The sequence below is a fragment of the Acinetobacter lwoffii genome (assembly GCF_024129855.1).
Taxonomy (GTDB): Bacteria; Pseudomonadota; Gammaproteobacteria; order Pseudomonadales; family Moraxellaceae; genus Acinetobacter; species Acinetobacter lwoffii_L.
In genome coordinates this window covers 34,099-54,790 of sequence record NZ_JAMXXC010000010.1, presented here as the reverse complement: position 1 = coordinate 54,790, position 20,692 = coordinate 34,099, and the positions used below count along the sequence as shown (strand labels likewise).

Below are 20,692 nucleotides of genomic sequence, written 5' to 3'. Positions count from 1 at the left end.
TTTGTTATACCTTCCGAGGTTCTAGGAGTGCTGTTGGAGATGAATGCTCCCTTACCCAAAGCCCCCATCAACTGGATTGCTGTGTTTGCATTGGTATTTTTACCGATCGTAGCCCTGATTGCGATTCCGTTGTATGCGTATCACCATGATTTTAGCGCTGCCGCTTGGATCAGTATGTTTGTTTTACTGGGCGTAAGCAGCCTCGGCATTACAGCAGGATACCATCGCCTGTGGGCACATCGTGCTTATGAAGCCACTTTACCATTAAAAATCATCTTGATGATTATGGGTACATTTGCTGTACAGAATAGTATTTTATTCTGGGCATCTGGTCACCGTACCCATCACCGTCATGTCGATGATGTTGATCAAGACCCGTACTCGATCAATAAAGGCTTCTGGTACGCACATATTGGCTGGATGTTACGTGATTATCCATCTGGTGCTGCCAACTATAAAAATGCGCCAGATCTGTTAAAAGACAAAGTGGTGATGTTTCAGGACAAATACTACGTTCCTTTAGTAATAGCTGTTCATGCCGCGATTTTATTGCCAATTGGCTGGGCAGTCGGCGATGTCTGGGGCGTATTGCTGTTGGGTGGATTAATGCGTTTAATCCTGAGCCATCATGTAACCTTCTTCATTAACTCGCTATGCCACATGTGGGGAAATCGTCCTTATACCGATGAAAATACTGCACGTGACAACTTCGTACTCGCGGTTGCAACTTGGGGTGAGGGTTATCATAACTATCACCATATTTTCCAATACGATTACCGTAACGGCGTAAAATGGTGGCAGTATGATCCAACCAAATGGTTGATCTGGACTTGTTCTAAACTTGGTTTAGCCAAGAACTTGCGCCGTATTCCTAGCTTTAATATCAAAAAAGCGGAATTGGCAATGAAGTTTAAATATGCCGAACAGGATCTTGCGGTGTATGGCCATGATGTGTCTGAAGATATCTCGGCGGTAAAAACCAAGATCGCACAGGAATATGATGCATTTACCCAAACTTTAAATGACTGGGCGAAGTTGAAAGAACAAGAAATTCAGGTCAAGAAAGCGTCTATGGCTGAAAAAATCCATCAGATGGATGACAAGCTGAAAGTTGAATTCCAGCTGGTTGAACAGCGTCTTTCTCATCATCGTCAAACCTTGAATCTACTGGTTCGTAATTTGAAAAAATCTGCAGTTTCTCAATAAAAGCTATTGAACATTAAAGCCCCGATTGGGGCTTTTTTTATGTCTGAAAGATAACGTGAACTCTCGCTTATACAACAGTTTTATACAGCTATCTTTGTTATAGTAAATTTATTCCAATCCTGTACTAATGCCATGTATTTTAACTCTCGCTATCAAACACTTCCTGCTCGCCTCTATCACCATCAAGTTCCGCTGCCGTTAAAAGGTGCGAAAGCCGGACATTTTAATGCAGCTTTAGCAGAGCAATTGCAATGGTCGGATGAAGACAAGGCGCAATGGGTCGAGATTTGTAGTGGTCAGAAAGTTTTTACTGAATTTGAACCCTTGGCTATGGTCTATGCAGGTCATCAGTTTGGACAATGGGCAGGACAGTTGGGAGATGGTCGCGGGTTGTTGATTGCGCAAATTCTGGATAAAAATAATCAGACCATTGACCTGCATTTAAAAGGTGCTGGTTCAACGCCTTATTCACGCATGGGCGATGGTCGTGCCGTACTGCGTTCAGTTATTCGTGAGTATCTGGCGGGCCATGCCTTAAATGCCTTGGGTGTGGCATCCAGTAATGCAGTCGGTTTTACTTCATCAATGCAAGGTATTCAGCGTGAGAAGCTAGAGCCGGGCGCGATGATGCTGCGTACTTCTGACTGTCATATCCGTTTCGGGCATTTTGAATGGATCAATCAGTATCAGCCAGATCTGCTGGCTGAATTTACCCAGAAATGTATCGAATGGCATTATCCGGAATGTCTGCAAGCCGAACAGCCGATTCTGAGCTTTGCCACCAAAGTTATTCAGCGCACTGCGATGATGATTGCCAAATGGCAACTGGTCGGTTTTGCACATGGCGTGATGAATACCGACAACCTGAATATTACCGGTTCAACTTTGGACTTTGGTCCTTATGGCTTTATGGAGCGCTTCCGTCCGAATTGGATCAATAACCACTCGGATTATCAAGGTCGTTATACCTATCAGCAGCAGCCGAGTATTGGGCATTGGAATTTATGGCAATGGTTAAATAATCTGGTGCCGCTCTGCCCTACCGATTATGACAAAGAACAATGGAAACAGGATTTAGCTGCATGTCTGGAGCACTATGAGCCAACCTTCTTGGAACATTATAAACATGGTTTAAACCAGAAAATGGGCTTGCCAAGTTTCCATAAAGACAGTTTTGACTGCGCAATGGCCTTTCTGCGAATTTTGCAAAGTGAACAACTGGACTACACCCAGAGTTTTATCCGTCTGCAAAATAAAGACTATGAAGCCATTAAAGATGATTGTCTGGACCGACGCCAGTTTGAAGCATTCTTGGCGCAATATGGATCTATCCGTGAACACCAGGATATAGAAGAATTGGATGCCGCAATGCAACTGGCCAATCCGCATTATATTCTGCGGAATCATATGGCACAGAAAGCCATTGAACTAGCAGAGCGGGATGATTTTTCTGAAGTAGACCGCCTGTTTAAATTATTGAGTCAGCCTTATCAGAAACAGCCAGATCTGGAACAGCCTGAAGATTTAGCACCATTGCCAAGTGACGTGCCAGAAGTGATGGTGAGTTGTTCGTCTTAATAAATAGACTCAAAAAACATGCAAAAAATTGATCAAACTAAATTGACACGTGAAATTATTGAAACAGCATATAAGCTGCTTACTCACAAACTCGCATTTGGAGGATTAATTACACATAACGAAAGTGCTTTCCAATTAGAATTAGGACATATTTTAAAAACACTTGGGCAGTTGTATGAGTTTAGGTTAAGCGACAAATTCCATTTAGAGTTTGAAACATTTTTACCTTTAAAAACAACGAGTATTAAGAGTCAATCTGAGCGAGCAAGAATTGATATTTTAATTCGTTATCAAGATGGTGATCATCAAACTTGTGCTGCTATAGAACTAAAATTCTTTAAGAAAAGTAATCATCGGGAACCTAACAACCGTTACGATGTCTTTAAAGATCTTTCAAATTTAGAACTTTACAAGAGAAATGGAATCGACATTTGTTATTTCATTCTCGCAACTGATCATGCCCACTATTGCAACCAAATAAAATATTCGGATGATACCCGTGATTTTGATTTCAGGCATAAAAGTACGTACAAAGAAGGAACGATATTAAGTTATAGAACTCCTAAGCCTTACGGAAACGATATTACACTCATGCAAGACTATGAGTTTTTATGGGACCAGATTAACGATTTATATTTTCTGAAAGTACAAGTTTAAATAAATGTGGATGGTTAATAATAACATCCACATTTATTTTTTAATCAATCTTCAGGATATTCAAAACGGTAGCCCACACCATACACCGCCTGAATCCACTCATGACGGTTACCGGTTTCAGCCGCATCTGAAATCTTACGGCGTAAATTCTTGATATGACTGTCAATGACACGGTCAGCCACATCAAAACTGTCCGGATTAATATGATCCAGCAATTGCGCACGTGAATATACCTGTCCGACATGTTCCAGGAATAACTCCAGTAAACGGAATTCGGTCGGCGTTAAATTCAAGGCTTTTTGTTGATACCAGATGCGCTGTTGTGATTTGTCCATACGGAATAAATCATTGCTTTCCGGTTCTGATTTACGATCCAGACGACGTAACACAGCCTGTACACGCGCGACCAGTTCTTTCGGACTAAATGGTTTACAGAGATAATCATCTGCACCCATATTCAGACCCAACACACGGTCAATTTCTTCAGTACGTGCAGTCACCATAATAATCGGTAAATCCGACTGTTCACGTACTTTACGGCAAATGGTCAGGCCGTCCATACGCGGTACCATCAAGTCCAGAATCATCAGACTCGGTTTACGCTGGGTAAAACTGTTATATGCTTCCTGCCCATCATGAAACATACTGACCTCAAAACCAGCAGCTTCCAGATAGTCTCGCACCAACTGTGCAAGTTCGATTTCATCTTCAACCAGCATGACATGTTTCATCAATCTATTCCCTTCATGGTTTCATTTGTTTAGGAAAGCTCAGCTTGCATCGTAAACCACCCAGTGGTGAATGTGCAAAGCTTAAGCTGCCGCCCAGCGCCTGCGTAATTTTACATGATAATGCCAAACCCAGTCCGGTTCCGCCAGTCGCTCGGGTACGCGAATCATCGACACGGTAGAAACGCTCGCCAATACGCGCCAGTTGTTCATCAGTCAGGCCAAATGGACTATCATCGATATATAAGGTCCATTCTTTATCATCTTGCGTGGTGTGAATATGCACCTGCCCGCCTGCTTCAGTATAGCGAATACTGTTACTGAGCAAGTTCGCCACAATCTGTTTAAAACGATCCAGATCCAGATTTAACTCAGTCCCTTCGCCATCTGCAGTAACCGTCAATTCAGCCTGCTCAAAGTTCGGCTGGAAGTTAATAAGTTCCTGCTGCACCACCTCCCACGGATTCACCGTCGAGAAATAGAATTGCAATTGCTGGGCATCGACCTGTGCCAATGCTGCCAGATCTTGGGTCAGTTTTTTCAGGCTATTCACCTGAGCCAACATGGAAGCAAAATGTTCAGGCGTTGGTTTACGGATTCCGTCCTGCATCGCTTCAATCTGTGCTTGCAACACTGCCAATGGGGTTTTTAACTCATGCGAAGTATCTGCCACCCACTGACGGCGTGAGGTTTCATGCTGATCCAGAATCACCGCCAATGCATTTAATTCATTGGATAAATCACCTAATTCATCATTCCGGTTCACTTTCACCTGATATTGATAATTTCCTTGGGTCAAGGCACGTGTACCATTGAGCAGACGTTGAATCGGCTTTTTAAAATAAGTCGCCAATAACAGGGAAGCAATCAGACTCGCCAAAATACTGAGTGCATAGACCAGAAATAAATAACGCTTCTGGTTACTGAAGAAATTAATACTGAGCGCATCATCCTGATCCAGAACCGGTTTTAAGCCCAAATAGCCAACAATCTGATTATTCACCATAATCGGGCGATAAGAAATCTGCTCATCCGAAGCCTCACCCACTACAAAACGGCGTTTGGCATCATACAGAGAGAGACGTGAACTGAGGCCAAGACGGTCCGGCATCTGGATAAACTGCTTCTTGCCAGTCGATTGCTGTGCTGGCTGCTCACCATTTTTGCGATCAGTTCTAAACAGATTCTGATTAGAACTAAGCGGGAATTTCAAGCCTTCAAAAGGCTGAAACTGGGAAGGCAAATTAGATGCCAGCACCCGTAACTCTTCTTCATTGACCTGACGTTGTGGTAACTCTGGATCCACCATACTCGGTGCCACTTGAGCCAGGGTCTGTTCCTGAAAATAACGCTGCTGCAAGGCAATATCATACTGGCGGCGTAACCACCAGCGTGATAATCGGTCATAATCATCTGGTGCGGCTTCACCTTCCATCTGGAGAATCTGTGCCTGAATCGCGTTGCCCCAGTCCTGATAGACTGCATAGACATCTGCCAGATTTTCAATCACATAATCCAGCTTCTGCATTTCGACATCAGCGACATAGCGGGCGAAATTACGCTGCATATTCAGATGCAATACACCTAGGCTCACCGTGGTAATGACCAGCGTGGTCAACAGCACGGTCAAAAATAGACGTAATGCAATGGGAATACGGCGAATGTTCAAAACTAAAATCTCAATTTTTCTTCTATATTCATTATTGTAGCGAACACCGAGGCAAAAAACTCTTCATTGTTTCTTCATCTTTATTGTTTAATCTTTATCTAACATAGAATCAGCTTCTTGACAGGATAAATACAATGCAAGCCATGACAAAAATAGCTTTAATCAGTGCAAGTGTTTTATCAATGGGTGCGTTGACTGCCTGTCAATCCACCAGCAATGTCCCAAACAATGATCATTCCCACATGATGAAACATCATGAAGGCAAAAAACAGCATCTAACTCCCGAACAGCGTGAACAGTTAAAGGCAAAACGTGCAGAACGCATGCAGTTTGCCAAACAGCTTCAACAAGCCTGCAACAATAAAGCTGTGGGTTCAGCCATTCAGGTCAAGAGTGGCGATAAAACCATAGACGGCACCTGTAAGATGGTCTTTAAAGCAGACCGTAAAGAGATGAAAAGCCATCGTGGCATGAAAGCTGAACATCACCCAATGCGTGCCGATATGCGTAGAGGCATGATGCATGGTGAAGTCTTGACGGATGCCAAACGTGCAGAATTAACTAAACAGTTTGATCAGCGCCTCGCTCAACACCAGGCACATCAACAAGCCATGCTGCAAGCCTGTCAAGGCAAAAAAGACGGGACTGCTGCACAGATCAAGATGGGCGAACAAACCATCAATGGCAAATGTCATGTTCGTTTCCAGCCTACAGCCTCTCCCTATTAATACATAGGAATCAAGGCTTCACGACTAGCACCTTCGGGTGCTTTTTTATTGCGTGCTCTTTCCCGTATACAGTTGACTATTCCTTTCCTACAGAATATGACTAAAGTCTTTATACTCAAGACCTTTAATGCATCATGCAGATTAATCTTTGACTTTACAGTCACCAAGAAAACACCCCGAAAAGCTTGTACCGCAGGGGAAGTTGTTGCACGATTAGATCATTCCAAACCGTGTCAGTGAAGACAGGTTTTAGTTCATCTAAGATTATAACGCTGGTTCAACCAGTATTGAGGAAACCGATATGCCACAATACAAAGCGCCTTTACGTGATATGCAATTTGTGTTGCATGAATTATTAAATGCTGAACAACACTATGCAAATCTCCCTGCATTCCAAGAAAACGTAAGCCGTGAGCTGGTAGATCAGTACTTAGAAGCTGCGGCCGACTTCTGTGAAAACGAATTGTCTCCGATCAACCAGACCGGTGACCGTGAAGGCTGTACCTGGAATGACGGCGTTGTTACGACTCCGACTGGCTTTAAAGAAGCGTACCAAAAATACATCGAGCTTGGCTTCCCTTCTCTTTCTGCTGAAGAGCAATACGGCGGTCAAGGCTTACCGAACTCTTTAGGTATCGCGATTTCTGAAATGGTCGGTACTGCGAACTGGGCATGGGGCATGTACCCTGGCCTGTCTCACGGTGCAGTTCGTACTTTAGAACACCATGGTTCAGCTGAACAAAAAGATGCTTACCTGCCTAAACTGGTTTCAGGTGAGTGGACGGGTACCATGTGCTTAACTGAATCCCATGCGGGTTCTGACCTGGGTATTATCCGTACCAAAGCTGAACCACAAGCGGACGGTAGCTATGCAATCTCTGGCGAGAAAATCTTTATCTCTGCTGGTGAACACGACATGGCAGAGAACATTATCCATATCGTACTTGCTCGTCTGCCAGGTGCACCGAAAGGTACCAAAGGTATCTCATTATTCATCGTGCCAAAATTCAACTTAAATGCTGACGGTTCTATTGGCGAGCGTAACGGTGTACGTTGTGGTTCGATCGAACACAAGATGGGTATTCATGGTAACGCGACTTGTGTCATCAACTTTGACAATGCTAAAGGCTTCCTGATTGGACCTGAAAACCGCGGCTTGAACTGCATGTTCACCTTCATGAACACAGCACGTATCGGTACAGCAGTTCAAGGTCTTGCAGCATCTGAAGGTTCATTCCAAGGCGCGCTTGCATACGCAAAAGATCGTCTGGCAATGCGCTCTCTTTCTGGTCCTAAAGCACCTGAAAAAGAAGCAGATCCAATCATTGTGCATCCTGCGGTACGTAACATGCTTTTAACTCAAAAAGCATATGCAGAAGGTGGTCGTGCACTGGTTTACCTGTTAGCACAATATGCTGACGTAGTTGAACATGCTGCAGAAGAAGCAGACCGTAAATTTGCAGACAACATCCTGTCATTGCTGACACCAATCGCAAAAGCGTTCCTGACTGAAACTGGTTCTGAAGCTGCGAAACACGGTGTACAGGTATTTGGTGGTCACGGCTTTATTTCTGAGCACGGTATGGAGCAGATCGTACGTGATACACGTATCGCCTGCTTGTACGAAGGTACCACTGAAATTCAGGCACTAGACTTGTTAGGCCGTAAAGTATTGGGTACGCAAGGTGCAATGTTGAAAGACTTCACCAAGATCATCCATAAATTTGCTGAAGCGCACAAAGACAATGCTGCAATGAAAGAATTCGTTGAACCATTGGCTGCCTTGAACAAAGAATGGGGCGATCTGACCATGCAGATTGGTATGCGCGCGATGCAAAACCCTGAAGAAGTGGGTGCGGCTGCAGTCGATTACCTCTACTTCTCTGGTTATGTCACTCTAGCTTACCTATGGGCACGTATGGCATTGGTTGCTCAGGAGCAACTGGCTGCGGGCACCACTGAGGTTGATTTCTACAATGCCAAAGTGACGACAGCACGCTTCTACTTCAAGAAAATCCTGCCACGCGTTCGTTCACACGTTGAAGTGATTGCGACAGGTGTAGAGCCATTGATGAACCTGGATGCGGAACACTTTGCATTCTAAGTTAGTCTCAGACTAGCTACATTTCAGAAAAAGGACGGTCAATCAACAGGCAGTCCTTTTTCTTTATAAAGAGTTACAGAATTAACCTTTAGTCGTCTAACATTCAGATTTTGAGTGTTTTAGACTGATTAAAACTCATTTAATCAAACAATAAACAGGTGACACACCATGCCAATTTATAACGCGCCACTTGCCGATATGAAATTCATCCTGAACGATGTCTTCAATGCAGAACAATTCTGGCAGGCCAATGAAAATCTAGCGCATCTGGATGCTGCGACAGCAGAAGCGATTCTTGAAGAAATGGCAAAATTTTCTCAAAACGTCATGCTTCCTCTGAACCGTACCGGCGATGAAGAAGGCGCAAAAATTGAAAATGGTAATGTGACCACACCTGCTGGCTTTAAAGAAGCGTTCAAACAATATGCAGAAGGTGGCTGGATTGGTCTGGGCGCAGATATGGAATGGGGCGGCCAGGAAATGCCGAAAATGCTAACGGTACTTTCTGATGAAATGCTGTTTGCCACCAACCCGTCTTTCATGCTGTATCCATTGCTTTCTGTTGGTGCGGGCATGGCGCTGAACAGCTATGCTTCACAAGCACAAAAAGAAACCTATTTACCTAAAATTTATTCGGGTGAGTGGTCAGGCACCATGTGCTTAACCGAACCACATGCCGGTACTGATTTGGGTATTATCAAAACCAAAGCTGAACGTAACGAAGACGGCACTTATAGCATCAGCGGCACCAAGATTTTCATCACGGGTGGTGATCATGACCTGGCGGAAAATATTATTCACCTCGTTCTAGCGAAAACCCCAGATGCCCCTGCTGGCTCTCGTGGTATTTCTCTGTTCATCGTACCGAAATTCTTGGTCAATGAAGATGGTTCTATCGGCGAGCGTAATCCGGTCGGCCCAGGTTCAATCGAACACAAGATGGGGATCAAGGCATCTGCGACTTGTGTCATGAACTTTGACGGTGCCAAAGGTTACCTCGTTGGTAAAGAAAACGAAGGTCTCGCTGCGATGTTCGTGATGATGAACTACGAACGTCTGTCGATGGGTATTCAAGGCCTAGGTGCTTCTGAATTCGCTTATCAAAACGCTGCGCAATATGCCACAGACCGTTTACAGGGTCGTAGTGCGGCTGGCGTTCAGTCACCAAGCAAACCTGCGGATAGCATTCTGGTGCATGGTGATGTACGCCGTATGCTGCTGAATGTACGTGCCAATAACGAAGCTTCGCGTGCCTTTGCAGTTTATGTAGGTCAGCAACTGGATATCACCAAATTCTCTACTGATCCTGAAGCGGTGAAAAAAGCCAATGACCGCGTTGCGCTATTAACACCAATCGCGAAAGCGTATTTAACGGATACCGCATTCCAGGCGACCCTAGATGCACAAATGGTCTTCGGTGGTCATGGCTATATCCGTGAATGGGGCTTGGAGCAATGTATCCGTGACCTACGTATTTCCCAGATCTATGAAGGCACCAACGGTGTACAGTCACAAGACTTGATCGGCCGCAAAACCATTAAATGTGGCGGCGAATATATCTCTGAATATATCTCTGAAATCCGTGACTTTGCCAATAGTCTGGATGCGGATCTAAACTTTATTAAAGATGCCACACTGGATGCAGCAACTGAAGTTGAATCGGTGACTCAGTACATTCTGGAAGCAGCACGAGAAAGCCATGACTTCCCGAATGCAACCGCAGTTGACTATCTGCACGCTGTAGGTCTGTTGAGCTTCTCTTATATGTTCGCGCGCATTACCAATGCAGCGAAAAATAAAGACGGTGAGTTCTATCAAAATAAAATCGCTCTGGCACGTTACTTTGTACAACGCATTCTGCCTGAACTGGCATTACGCATTACTAAAGTGAAATCAGGTTCTGACGTCATCATGAACTTCTCTGAAGATTATTTCACGACTCAAGCTTAAGCTAAAAATCTGCAATAAAAACGCCTGCATCAGCAGGCGTTTTTTATGAAAATGCAACAATTAAACTTTTTGAATTAGCAAGGTATCCGTCTGATTATTGCTTTTCAGATTCGAATGTTTATTTACAATTTTGATATTCCCCTCTGACTCTAAAGACTCGCAGAGCTCCACCACCTTTTGCATATCTTCAGCCTTAATGCCTACGCCGAGGATTAATTTTTTTCCGGCTTCTAATTGGCTAATTTTTGTTTGAATTTTATCTAACACTTTTTTCTCCTATTTATTCAATGTTACCACCCATACAATATAGCAATTTAGTCTAAAAAAAGCGCAAAAGTTCAAATAATTTAATCTTTATTTTTCATTCAATCATTCTGTGCATGATCTTTGCACGTTATTCTGCAACTATCTTTATTTCACATGAAAAATCAGGAGGATAATATGTCTAAATCACGTCCGAAAATTGAAAAATTTGAAGCTCTCCTCGACCGTCTTGGCAATCTTGCTGTAGAAAGCTTTCATTATATTGCGCTGTTTATTATTGGCTGTATGGTGATCTGGTCCGCTGGCCATACCGTCATTGACATTCTGACCGTGAAACAGTTCGCCACCATTGACGACATTCTTCTGTTGTTTATTTATCTGGAACTTGGTGCCATGGTCGGCATCTATTTCAAAACCAACCATATGCCAGTACGTTTCCTGATTTATATTGCCATTACTGCACTGACCCGTTTGCTGATTGCAGATATTCAACACACGCATAAAGCCAGCATGGATCTGGTGATTATTACCGGTTCGATTCTGATTCTGGCCTTTGCGATATTAGTGGTGCGCTATGCCTCATGGACTTATCCATCCGTGATTCGTGACAAACATAGTGAAAAGCCATTACCCCTTGGCAAAACACCGCGTCCAGAAGATGATGAATTGGCATAGTCTTTTAAGCCCTCTTTTTTTGCACTTCAGCTTAAAGTAATACTTAAGCCTCGTTTAGGGTTTTGGGAGATTTATCTCAAGCAATCTCTCCCTTGCGTAGCAGTGCTACTCATCTCCTCACAGGAGAGGGAACTATTTTGGTCTTTTTGAGTTATTGACGTTTATAACTGAATTATCCGTTCAGAGTTTAGAGCAGTTTAACGATTCGGCACCAGCACATAGCGTCCGTTTTCATAAATCCAGTAGCTGCCACGCGGTGGTGCTGGTAACCCTAAACGCTGCCAATCGGTAATTACCGTATATCTCGAACTTTCAATCCGGGCAACATTCGGATCACCATTGACCCAGCTATAACTATTCGAATTTTGATAAATAGTGGTCGGTGCCTGATACTGAATGTTTAATCCACTTTGACTCTGTGCAGGTGGATAGCCCCAATATGGTGGTCGTTGCGGGTAATGTGGTCTTGGTGGCAGCGGACGTTGCGGATAATGCTGCCGTGGTGGATCATAAGATCGTGGAGCGCTGCGATAATTCGGTGTGGATCGATCTACACCACCATAACCCACCCAAGTATTGCCAGCCATACTTTGTGCAGAAGCTCCTAATAGCAATGCAGCCAATATTGCACTCGATAGTACGATTCTCATTTGAGCTTCCTCCGAATAATCTGCTTATATTTTAAACAAAATAGATGCAGAAAATATGGATAAGCTCGCTGGAGCTGCAATTTTTTGTAATGCGCTCGCCTATTTTCAATCTGACAGGCACGTCGGCAAACTACTGCTTTATGCTAAAATTACTTTTTTTAATGTTTCGAGTTGAATACTGTGTCTGATTTAAATTTCGATCGTTTACATGAATATTTTTCTAAAGTGCCGAGTGTTCAGAAAGAACGGATTGATAGCTATGGTTCAGATGGCAAACAGGCATGGTGGTTTAAGTTTCAGATCAATGTCGATCATCCGCTGGCTTGGCAAACTGTGCAAGAGCTGGGACATGTCCTGAATTATATTTCTAAAAATGAACGTCTTCCGACGCAGTTCCTGCCAGTATCTCCACCACCGTATATGAATGGTATCGCCAGAGATTTCTTGTGCTGGGTGATTCAGTGTAATCATGCCGATTTCCCGCCCGATGTCGTATGTGACTGGCTAGAAGCGCGTCTACCAAATCCAGTCGATGATGAAGCGCAATGGAAAATTAAAACAGATATTTCTGAGCTGGATCAATTAACGGATAAAGAGCTGGATCAGTTGGTTCCGCCGAATCCAGAATCAAAAAGCTGATAATAAAAAATCTCCCTAAATCCCTCTTTTTCAAAGAGGGACTTTCCTCCCTTTAAAAAAAGGGGGGGTCAGGAGGGATTTAAAATCAAAACGTCGACCAGCCGCTCCATTCCATAAAGCGATACAGCCAATATTTAAAGAATGAGTTTTCTGCATATTGCGTGTAGTCCACACTCATAGAACGGCCATTCAGATTTGACCATGCACCCTCAAAATATTGCTGAGCATCCCTAAAGACTTCGGCCTGAGGCTGCCCCACCACGCGCATATTGGTTTCCAGATTATAGTTTTTCAAATTCCGTACTGTAAAATTGGCCGAACCTAAAATCATTTCAGCTTGCTGAGCATTGCGCTTCATCAGGATCTTGCTATGACATTGCTCACCCTGAGTATGACACCAACGTACATTTATACCTGCCTCGTGCAATTCTGAAGCCACTTGCCGGTTTGGAATTCCATTCTTTTCACGGCCAAAGGCATCTTTATTTGGGTCGAGTAAAATCCGGACTTTGACACCGCGTTCATGGGCCGCTATCAGACTTTTGATAATCTTGCGCTCAGACAGATAAAACATCGCCAGATCAATCTGTTCATTGGCTTTCGCCGTCTGAATCAGATTCAGAATCGCATCATAAATGGCTTTTTCAGTCAGCACCTGAGCTTGTGGCTGGCTACTGTCTGCCTGAAAATCCCCAACTACAATGGCTGGCATATTCGCTTGTGACATCATGCCTACAGACAGTTCTGTTTTCAGAATATCCACAGCTGTACTGCCCCAAACCAATAAGCCAATATTGGAATGCCGCGAACTGCCATCATGCGGGTTCATGGACGTGACCAGTGCTTTCCAGCCTTGATCGGTATCGACCACCATGGTTTTACGATGATTGGCTTTAAAGTTAAATAAATCAAAATAACTGCGCAGGGTAATTTTTTCTGGCCCAAATGGATTTGGCAACCAGCCTGTTTCCGGGTTATTGCCAATACCCTGGCAACAGATATACCAGAAGCCTGACCAGCCCGGATTGGAAGCCCGCAACGGCGTCAGATTGGTTTCAATCACATCAATACCGTGCTGACGTAATGCCCGATACTGCTCGGATCTAATCCCGCCATAGACCGAATTGATTGGATCCGTAATAAACTTGATTTCCACCTCAGGCTGCAGCAGGCGCTTACTAATTAAAGCATCACTCAATTGTTTACTCAGTGCCTGATGCTGCTGCGTAGATACACCGGTTTGCTGATTAAATAAAAACATGTCCAGCACAATCAGCGATTTGGCTTCTTCAATCATTTTCAGCATTTCATTAAAAATGCGATGATCTAAATGCTGTTTTCCTTCGGCATCCAGATAAGTCTGATCGGCCAGAAATTTGACTTCGGCATGACGCAGTTTGCCCGTGTAATTCAGACCTTCCGGCAAAGGCTTATACGTGTGGTAGATTGCCGAAGCTAAATAACCCACGGCCAGCATACTAATGATCAAAGTCGCATAACGGCGATTCGACCAGTTCAATTTATTGTGAATTCGTTGAAAGATACGCATAAGAAAAAACCTAACCCAATATACTCAGGCTAGGTTTTATCTTATGATTTTTCAAGTAGATTTCAGTGAGATCTAGATGATTTGGTCGATTATTTCAGTAGACCTGTTAGAAATCATACTGCACGCCGACAGTAAAGTTGCGACCCACGTGCGGAATATTCGACAGGAAGGAAGTATGTGAATACACCTGATCATCGAGCAGGTTATTGGCCTTGAAATAAACTCGATAAGCATTGTTATCTGCAAGGCTATTGGCATAGCTTAAGCCAACATTCACCATATTGTAGCCCTGGGTTTCATCTTCATAGCTGGCGATCTTGTCCTGATTAAAGACATGATAATATTCAGCCAGACCTGACCAGCCATCGGCAAAGTCTGCTTCTACTTTGGTGCCTAAGCGACCTGCAGGTACACGTGGTGCATTCTCAGCTTCAATCTTGCCACGCACATAGTCCCCAAAGACGCTGACTTTATACATATCATTGATCTGATAACCGGCTTGTGCTTCTGTACCATAAAATCTAGCTTTGTCTTGGGTATATTGCACGCCACGTAAATTACCTTTCTGCGCTACCGTTTCGCCATAGATATAATCATCAAACCAGTTGTGATAGACATGCACATGGTAATCCAGTTTATCCCCTTCATAATGCAGACCTAACTCGAGATTATTTGAAGTTTCTTTATCGAGATCAGGATTACCGAGTTCATAGGTATTGGTCGCAAAATGCAAGCCATCAGCATAGAGTTCTTGAGCTAAAGGCAAACGCTGCTGATGAGATCCCACCACAGAAAGTTTGTAGTTCGGTGCAAATTCCCAGTTGGCAGCAGCGGATGCAGAGACACCAGTCCCCGAATAATCTTTCTGATCCGAATCTACTTTCACTTTTTGATGATCGACACGCGCACCAAGTTCAACATGCACATCGCCAAGTTGCTTATGTTCTAAAGCAAAAAGACTGAATTTGTCAGTTTTTGTGTCCGGCATCACGACACCTGAACCATGAACATGATGTTCTTCATCGTCCTCATCGCCATCTTCATGATGGTCATGCTCTGATGCGGCAAGATTAATTTTTTGCTGTGAAATCTGGGTTCCGATCACCCCCTCCCAACCTGCAACTGGCACGTGCACCAACTCTAAACGACCGTCATAACCTTTGCTTTTAAAGTTACTGATCACTTCATTTTCTTCAAGTTCATCGTGTTCATAATCGGTAATGCTGGCATGTGCACGTAGTTTTTCAACACCGGCAAAAGGCTGTTCCAGTTCGGTGCGTACTTCATAGCGTTCAGATTTTAAATCTACCCATGGTCCACCATGCTCTTCATGGGGTGGTGCATCTGGGTCAGGTGTTGGACAACCATGAAAATGATCACCATGTAAAACACAACCATGATATTCATGACTATGCCCTGGCAAGCCATACTGATCCTGACGGTTGCTATAAGACAGACCGACAAAACCACGATCATGAATCCATGATCCGCCAATATTGACTGTTTGCCCTTCAGCAAAAGTATTGCCCACACGACGTTCTTTTTCTAATTCGTCATCATGCTCATGAAAATAATCCGGTGCAATATAATCATTGGCGTTACGCTTTGAGCCTTCTACACGCAAAGCAAAGTTTTCACCAATACCCGCTGTTACACCAGCACTTGCCAGTTTTTCATCACTGCCGCTGTTATAACGCAGGCCGACTGTACCTTCCAAACCATCTTCAGGCATTTGAGTTGGGATTTTTTGATCAGTGACATTCACCAACCCACCAACTGTACCAGCGCCATAAAGCAACGTAGATGGACCGCGAATCACTTCGACCTGTTTCGCCAGAATCGGATCGACGGTGACAGCATGATCCGGAGACAAGGTCGAAACATCAGCAGTTTCTGAAGCATGCTGTAATACTTTTACGCGTGGGCCATCTTGACCACGAATCACAGGACGACTTGAGCCTGAACCATATTGATTAGAATACACACCAAGTTCATCTGCCAAGGCATCACCAATGGTGGAGGCGCGTTCAGACAGTGCTTTCTGATCCACGACCTGATCCGCAACCGCGAAATCCGCCGCAGTCTGCACCAATGGATGAGCTTGCACCTGAATCGTGTCCATGGTCTGAACCGGGATAGAAGATGAGGCTTGCTCTACAAATACTGTAGGCGTAACTACAGCAAAAATTGACAATGTTATTAGATTCTTAGGGAAGGACATGACCGAAGCTCAAATTCAGTATTTTGGATGAATGTTATAATATAACATTTCATTGTTTTTGCAATCCTTTACGATAATCAGTGCTATATTTTATTAGAATGTCTTTTGAATATTTTTGATTCCATTAAAACATTGTCTTTATGCCCTTTACCTTATCGCATGCTGTGCTTGCTCCACCTATTTCATATTTAACTGGGAATAGACTCCCTGTTGCTGCGCTGGCCATTGGCAGCATGGTTCCAGATCTGCATCGTCTATTTAGTCATACTAATTCTAATATCACCCATTTATGGTCTTCTCTGATTCATCCAGATCTCTGGATCGGTCTGGCTTTTTGTGCGGTCTGGTACCTGATTTACCGGCCCGTGATTTACCGTTTCATCGGTATTCAGCATGATTTAAAAATTCACAATATCCTTTCAGCACTAAAATTTATCCTGGTGATGTGTCTGGCACTCATCATTGGTACAGCCACCCATTTAATCTGGGATGGACTAACGCATGTCGACTTTCGTACTTTTGCCTTTCATGATTTTTTAGCCCAACAGTTTCAGCTATTTGGTAACAGTTATCCATTGCACCGGATTTTACAGATTGGCACCTCCGTGATTGTCTTGCCTTTTATCCTGTGGATGAGCCTGCATTATTATAAAACTCATCAGCAATATCTTGCAGTCAGCCTAAAAATCAAATCGTTTGCCTGGGGCTTATTGCTCTTTTCTATATTTACCGGCCTATTTTCGGTCTGGGATTATGCGCGCTATATTTCTACGGAAGTCTGGCGATCGGACCTCTATTATTTTACTGGTCGCTCGATCAATGAATTTAGCCAAGGCTTTCTGATCACCTTTAGTCTGGGCTGTTTATTGTTTTTATTTTTAGATAGAGATCGCAGGATGGGTTAAACAAAGCACTGGCTTTGCCCCTATTCACTTTAAAATGATATTGTTTTTGACCCAAGTTCTTGTGACAACATGCCCAAAGAGGCATAATCCTACCTTTACTTAAAAGCGGTACGCTGTTTACGTATTCGCTGACCTTAACCCATATAGTTGGATTTCTAACGCTATGATGCGAACTCATTACTGCGGTTCTTTAACCGAAGCTCAAATTGACCAAACCGTAACATTATGCGGTTGGGTACACCGTCGCCGTGACCACGGTGGTGTAATCTTCCTTGACATGCGTGACCGTGATGGTCTTGTTCAAGTGGTTATTGACCCAGATACTCCTGAAGCATTCGCAACTGCTGATAAAGTACGTTCAGAATTTGTATTAAAAATTACAGGCCGTGTACGTCGCCGTTATGAAGGCACAGAAAATGCCAATATGGTGAGCGGTCAAATCGAAGTCTTGGGTAAAGAAATTGAAGTTCTTGCTCAGTCTGAAACTCCGCCATTCCCATTGAATGACGAAAACACCAATATTTCTGAAGAAATTCGTTTGAAATACCGTTTCTTGGACATCCGTCGTCCAGAAATGTTAGATCGTTTACGCTTCCGTTCTAAGTTAACCAACCTGATTCGTAACTACTTCGAAGACAATGGTTTCTTAGACGTTGAAACACCAATTTTGACACGTGCGACTCCTGAAGGTGCGCGTGACTATTTAGTGCCAAGCCGTGTATCTAACGGTAGTTTCTACGCACTGCCACAATCTCCACAGCTATTCAAACAGTTGTTGATGGTGGGCGGTATTGATCGTTACTACCAAATTGCTAAATGTTTCCGTGACGAAGACTTACGTGCGGATCGTCAGCCAGAATTCACCCAAATCGACGTTGAAACATCGTTCATGAGTGACGATGACATCATGGATTTAATGGAAACTCTAACCGTTAAGATGTTCAAAGAACTTCTAAATGTTGAGTTTGATAAATTCCCACGCATGACCTACAACGATGCAATGCGTGACTATGCATCTGACAAACCGGATATGCGTATTCCTTTGAAACTGGTTGACGTTGCAGACTTAATGCAAGACGTTGAGTTCAAAGTATTCGCAGGCCCTGCAAAAGATCCTAAAGGTCGTATCGTTGCGCTTCGCGTACCGGGTGCTGGTTCACTTCCACGTAGCGCGATTGATGAATACACCAAATTTGTAGGCATCTACGGTGCACGCGGTTTGGCTTACATCAAAGTCAACGAACTTGAAAAAGGCATCGAAGGTCTTCAATCTCCAATCGTGAAATTCATCGAGCCAATCGTGCTTGATCTATTGAAACGTGTTGGCGCTGAAAATGGCGACATCGTATTCTTCGGTGCAGACAAAGCCAAAGTTGTAAACGATGCCATGGGCGCGCTTCGTGTGAAGATCGGTCATGACATGAAACTTGCAACTTGTGAGTGGGCGCCACTTTGGGTTGTTGATTTCCCAATGTTCGAAGAAACTGATGATGGCAAATGGACCTCTGTTCACCATCCATTCACGCTACCAAAATCAAGCGTTGAAGAAGTGAAGAACAACCCAGGTGCGGCATTGTCTGTTGCTTACGATATGGTATTGAACGGTACTGAAATCGGTGGTGGTTCACTGCGTATTCATAACCTTGAAATGCAAAAAGCGATCTTTGAAGCATTAGGTATTGGTGAAGAAGAAGCGGAAGAGAAATTTAGCTTCTTATTAAATGCATTACGTTACGGTGCTCCTCCGCATGGTGGTTTGGCATTCGGTCTTGACCGTCTTGTGATGCTCATGACTGGCGGTTCTTCTATTCGTGACGTAATTGCATTCCCGAAAACCAAGACTGCTGAATGTCCATTGACTCAAGCGCCAGCACCAGTTGAATCAAACCAGCTGCGTGACCTTGGGATTCGCTTACGTGAAAAACCGAAAGCTGAATCTCAAGAATAATTCTTGACGTTTTAAGTGAAAAAGCCCTGCCTCGTGTGGGGCTTTTTTGTGTGATTGAGTCGCATCTGGAACAGTGGCATAATAGCCACAGTTTTTAATCTAAGGTAATTAGCAATGGCTATGCGTCCTGCAGTTCGTAATCGCAGCATTATGCTTATTGTATTTTCAGTGGTTCAATGGCTGTTCATGCGCTATATCCTTGCCAACAACCTGTTCAACCTCGATACCAATGACCGTATTGTGTATTTTTGCCTGAGCAGTATTTTAGGTGCCCTGCTGATTTTTGTAGGTTTGATTTATATGGTGCTGAAGGGCAATCCGGACAAAGACCTATAATCTGACCATCTGGATAGCATGTACACCCTACTTAAAAATTTCTCTAAACTTCCATTAAGATTCATTCAAAATCTTGCACAACTGGCTGGATCTCTTTTGTATATCAGCCATTCTTCTGCACGCCGAGTGACCGAGATTAATCTGGCCTCTGCTTATCCAGAACTTTCTGAATCTGAACGGGCTGATTTGACTAAGCGCAGTCTCAAAAGCCAGTGCATGACGTATGCAGAATCAGTCAAGATTTGGGGATCATCTTCTGAATATGCGCTGTCTTTAATTCGAGATGTGCATGGCAAAGATATTTTCCTGCAAGCTTTGCAAAATCCTCAGGGCTGCTTGGCTGTAGTTCCACATTTTGGTACGTGGGAGCTATTAAATGTTTGGGTAAATCAACATACCTCCCCTGTGATTATGTATAAGCCCAGCAAGAATCAGGATGTTGACCGCTTTATGCTTGAAGCTCGGCAACGCCTGAATGCCACACTGGTCCCTACAGATGATTCTGGTGTACGTGCTTTGTTTAAGCATTTAAAACAGGGTGGTTTTTCTGCAATTTTACCGGATCATGTCCCTAAAGAAAGTGGTGGTATCTACTCACTTTTCTACAATCAGAATGCACTATCTTCTACCTTACTTTCCAAACTGGCAGCCAAAACACAATGTTCAGTGATTGGACTGAGTTGTCTAAGACGAAACGATCTATCCGGCTACGATATTGTTGTGACCCAACTTTCTGACGATATTTTGTCGAAAGACCTACAGCTTTCTGTAGATACTTTAAATAAAGAAATGGAGCGCATGATTAATGTCGCTCCAGAACAGTATTTGTGGGGGTATAAACGGTTTAGAAAACTTCATCGTCTCAAAAATCTCTATTTTACTTAA

The 20,692-nt window shown here is 43.6% G+C and carries 18 protein-coding genes; 12 read left to right on the top strand and 6 right to left on the bottom strand.

Annotation, left to right across the window (positions count from 1 at the left end; translation table 11 throughout):
* Positions 1-39: 39 nt before the first annotated feature.
* From NI465_RS09370 to NI465_RS09360, 3 genes are all read left to right on the top strand, one after another.
* Positions 40-1,206, top strand: coding sequence for an acyl-CoA desaturase (locus tag NI465_RS09370; RefSeq protein ID WP_004647507.1), 1,167 nt, complete (start codon positions 40-42; stop codon positions 1,204-1,206).
* Between the two features lie 132 nt (positions 1,207-1,338).
* On the top strand, positions 1,339-2,784 hold the full coding sequence (locus tag NI465_RS09365; protein WP_253145107.1) for a protein adenylyltransferase SelO: 1,446 nt from the start codon (positions 1,339-1,341) through the stop codon (positions 2,782-2,784).
* 18 nt (positions 2,785-2,802) lie between these two features.
* Positions 2,803-3,441 carry a hypothetical protein gene (locus NI465_RS09360; RefSeq protein ID WP_005103295.1) on the top strand — a complete coding sequence of 213 codons (639 nt, stop codon included), beginning with the start codon at positions 2,803-2,805 and terminating at the stop codon, positions 3,439-3,441.
* A gap of 44 nt (positions 3,442-3,485) precedes the next feature.
* Here NI465_RS09360 and NI465_RS09355 read toward each other — a convergent pair whose 3' ends face one another.
* Both NI465_RS09355 and baeS read right to left on the bottom strand, forming a co-directional pair.
* Entirely contained in the window at positions 3,486-4,172 is a 687-nt protein-coding gene (locus NI465_RS09355; RefSeq protein ID WP_004278304.1) for a response regulator, read from the bottom strand.
* A gap of 13 nt (positions 4,173-4,185) precedes the next feature.
* Positions 4,186-5,838 (bottom strand): sensor histidine kinase efflux regulator BaeS, encoded by a 1,653-nt coding sequence (baeS, locus tag NI465_RS09350; RefSeq protein ID WP_253145106.1) that lies wholly within the window; start codon positions 5,836-5,838, stop codon positions 4,186-4,188.
* Between the two features lie 134 nt (positions 5,839-5,972).
* Here baeS and NI465_RS09345 point away from each other — a divergent pair, with 134 nt between their 5' ends.
* The 3 genes from NI465_RS09345 to NI465_RS09335 all read left to right on the top strand — a co-directional run bounded on the left by NI465_RS09345 (position 5,973) and on the right by NI465_RS09335 (position 10,620).
* Entirely contained in the window at positions 5,973-6,566 is a 594-nt protein-coding gene (locus tag NI465_RS09345; protein ID WP_253145105.1) for a hypothetical protein, read from the top strand.
* Between the two features lie 301 nt (positions 6,567-6,867).
* Entirely contained in the window at positions 6,868-8,670 is a 1,803-nt protein-coding gene (locus tag NI465_RS09340; RefSeq protein ID WP_004278309.1) for an acyl-CoA dehydrogenase C-terminal domain-containing protein, read from the top strand.
* Positions 8,671-8,838: 168 nt separating this feature from the next.
* The gene (locus tag NI465_RS09335) at positions 8,839-10,620 is read left to right on the top strand and encodes an acyl-CoA dehydrogenase C-terminal domain-containing protein (RefSeq protein ID WP_005103290.1); all 1,782 of its coding nucleotides are present in this window, start codon (positions 8,839-8,841) and stop codon (positions 10,618-10,620) included.
* A 60-nt stretch (positions 10,621-10,680) separates the two neighbouring features.
* Here NI465_RS09335 and NI465_RS09330 read toward each other — a convergent pair whose 3' ends face one another.
* A complete protein-coding gene (locus tag NI465_RS09330; RefSeq protein WP_005103289.1) occupies positions 10,681-10,887 on the bottom strand; it encodes a hypothetical protein in 207 nt (68 codons plus the stop codon).
* A 174-nt stretch (positions 10,888-11,061) separates the two neighbouring features.
* Here NI465_RS09330 and NI465_RS09325 point away from each other — a divergent pair, with 174 nt between their 5' ends.
* Entirely contained in the window at positions 11,062-11,559 is a 498-nt protein-coding gene (locus NI465_RS09325) for a phosphate-starvation-inducible protein PsiE (RefSeq protein WP_004647497.1), read from the top strand.
* 197 nt (positions 11,560-11,756) lie between these two features.
* Here the strand turns inward: NI465_RS09325 and NI465_RS09320 are convergent, their stop codons facing one another.
* Positions 11,757-12,209 carry an RcnB family protein gene (locus tag NI465_RS09320; RefSeq protein ID WP_180087070.1) on the bottom strand — a complete coding sequence of 151 codons (453 nt, stop codon included), beginning with the start codon at positions 12,207-12,209 and terminating at the stop codon, positions 11,757-11,759.
* Between the two features lie 180 nt (positions 12,210-12,389).
* Between NI465_RS09320 and NI465_RS09315 the strand changes: the two genes are divergently transcribed.
* Complete coding sequence (locus tag NI465_RS09315) at positions 12,390-12,848, top strand: hypothetical protein (protein ID WP_044112823.1); 459 nt, start codon at positions 12,390-12,392, stop codon at positions 12,846-12,848.
* An 85-nt stretch (positions 12,849-12,933) separates the two neighbouring features.
* Here NI465_RS09315 and NI465_RS09310 read toward each other — a convergent pair whose 3' ends face one another.
* Positions 12,934-14,397, bottom strand: a complete 1,464-nt coding sequence (locus NI465_RS09310) for a phospholipase D-like domain-containing protein (protein WP_253145104.1) — start codon at positions 14,395-14,397, stop codon at positions 12,934-12,936.
* 106 nt (positions 14,398-14,503) lie between these two features.
* Positions 14,504-16,618 carry a zinc piracy TonB-dependent receptor ZnuD gene (gene znuD / locus NI465_RS09305; RefSeq protein ID WP_253145103.1) on the bottom strand — a complete coding sequence of 705 codons (2,115 nt, stop codon included), beginning with the start codon at positions 16,616-16,618 and terminating at the stop codon, positions 14,504-14,506.
* A 140-nt stretch (positions 16,619-16,758) separates the two neighbouring features.
* Here znuD and NI465_RS09300 point away from each other — a divergent pair, with 140 nt between their 5' ends.
* From NI465_RS09300 to NI465_RS09285, 4 genes are all read left to right on the top strand, one after another.
* Positions 16,759-17,523 (top strand): DUF4184 family protein, encoded by a 765-nt coding sequence (locus NI465_RS09300; RefSeq protein ID WP_180087073.1) that lies wholly within the window; start codon positions 16,759-16,761, stop codon positions 17,521-17,523.
* Between the two features lie 163 nt (positions 17,524-17,686).
* Positions 17,687-19,471, top strand: a complete 1,785-nt coding sequence (aspS, locus tag NI465_RS09295) for an aspartate--tRNA ligase (protein WP_005107847.1) — start codon at positions 17,687-17,689, stop codon at positions 19,469-19,471.
* Positions 19,472-19,585: 114 nt separating this feature from the next.
* Positions 19,586-19,807 (top strand): hypothetical protein, encoded by a 222-nt coding sequence (locus NI465_RS09290; protein ID WP_004278319.1) that lies wholly within the window; start codon positions 19,586-19,588, stop codon positions 19,805-19,807.
* 18 nt (positions 19,808-19,825) lie between these two features.
* Positions 19,826-20,692: a lysophospholipid acyltransferase family protein gene (locus tag NI465_RS09285; protein ID WP_253145102.1), complete on the top strand. Its 867-nt coding sequence runs from the start codon at positions 19,826-19,828 to the stop codon at positions 20,690-20,692.

Bases quoted from the DNA above. Each gene is read 5' to 3' on its own strand.
- NI465_RS09370 (WP_004647507.1), top strand. From the start codon at position 40: ATGAATGCTCCCTTACCCAAAGCCCCCATCAACTGGATTGCTGTGTTT.
- NI465_RS09365 (WP_253145107.1), top strand. From the start codon at position 1,339: ATGTATTTTAACTCTCGCTATCAAACACTTCCTGCTCGCCTCTATCAC.
- NI465_RS09360 (WP_005103295.1), top strand. From the start codon at position 2,803: ATGCAAAAAATTGATCAAACTAAATTGACACGTGAAATTATTGAAACA.
- NI465_RS09355 (WP_004278304.1), bottom strand. From the start codon at position 4,172: ATGAAACATGTCATGCTGGTTGAAGATGAAATCGAACTTGCACAGTTG.
- NI465_RS09345 (WP_253145105.1), top strand. From the start codon at position 5,973: ATGCAAGCCATGACAAAAATAGCTTTAATCAGTGCAAGTGTTTTATCA.
- NI465_RS09340 (WP_004278309.1), top strand. From the start codon at position 6,868: ATGCCACAATACAAAGCGCCTTTACGTGATATGCAATTTGTGTTGCAT.
- NI465_RS09335 (WP_005103290.1), top strand. From the start codon at position 8,839: ATGCCAATTTATAACGCGCCACTTGCCGATATGAAATTCATCCTGAAC.
- NI465_RS09325 (WP_004647497.1), top strand. From the start codon at position 11,062: ATGTCTAAATCACGTCCGAAAATTGAAAAATTTGAAGCTCTCCTCGAC.
- NI465_RS09320 (WP_180087070.1), bottom strand. From the start codon at position 12,209: ATGAGAATCGTACTATCGAGTGCAATATTGGCTGCATTGCTATTAGGA.
- NI465_RS09310 (WP_253145104.1), bottom strand. From the start codon at position 14,397: ATGCGTATCTTTCAACGAATTCACAATAAATTGAACTGGTCGAATCGC.
- znuD (WP_253145103.1), bottom strand. From the start codon at position 16,618: ATGTCCTTCCCTAAGAATCTAATAACATTGTCAATTTTTGCTGTAGTT.
- NI465_RS09300 (WP_180087073.1), top strand. From the start codon at position 16,759: ATGCCCTTTACCTTATCGCATGCTGTGCTTGCTCCACCTATTTCATAT.
- aspS (WP_005107847.1), top strand. From the start codon at position 17,687: ATGATGCGAACTCATTACTGCGGTTCTTTAACCGAAGCTCAAATTGAC.
- NI465_RS09290 (WP_004278319.1), top strand. From the start codon at position 19,586: ATGGCTATGCGTCCTGCAGTTCGTAATCGCAGCATTATGCTTATTGTA.
- NI465_RS09285 (WP_253145102.1), top strand. From the start codon at position 19,826: ATGTACACCCTACTTAAAAATTTCTCTAAACTTCCATTAAGATTCATT.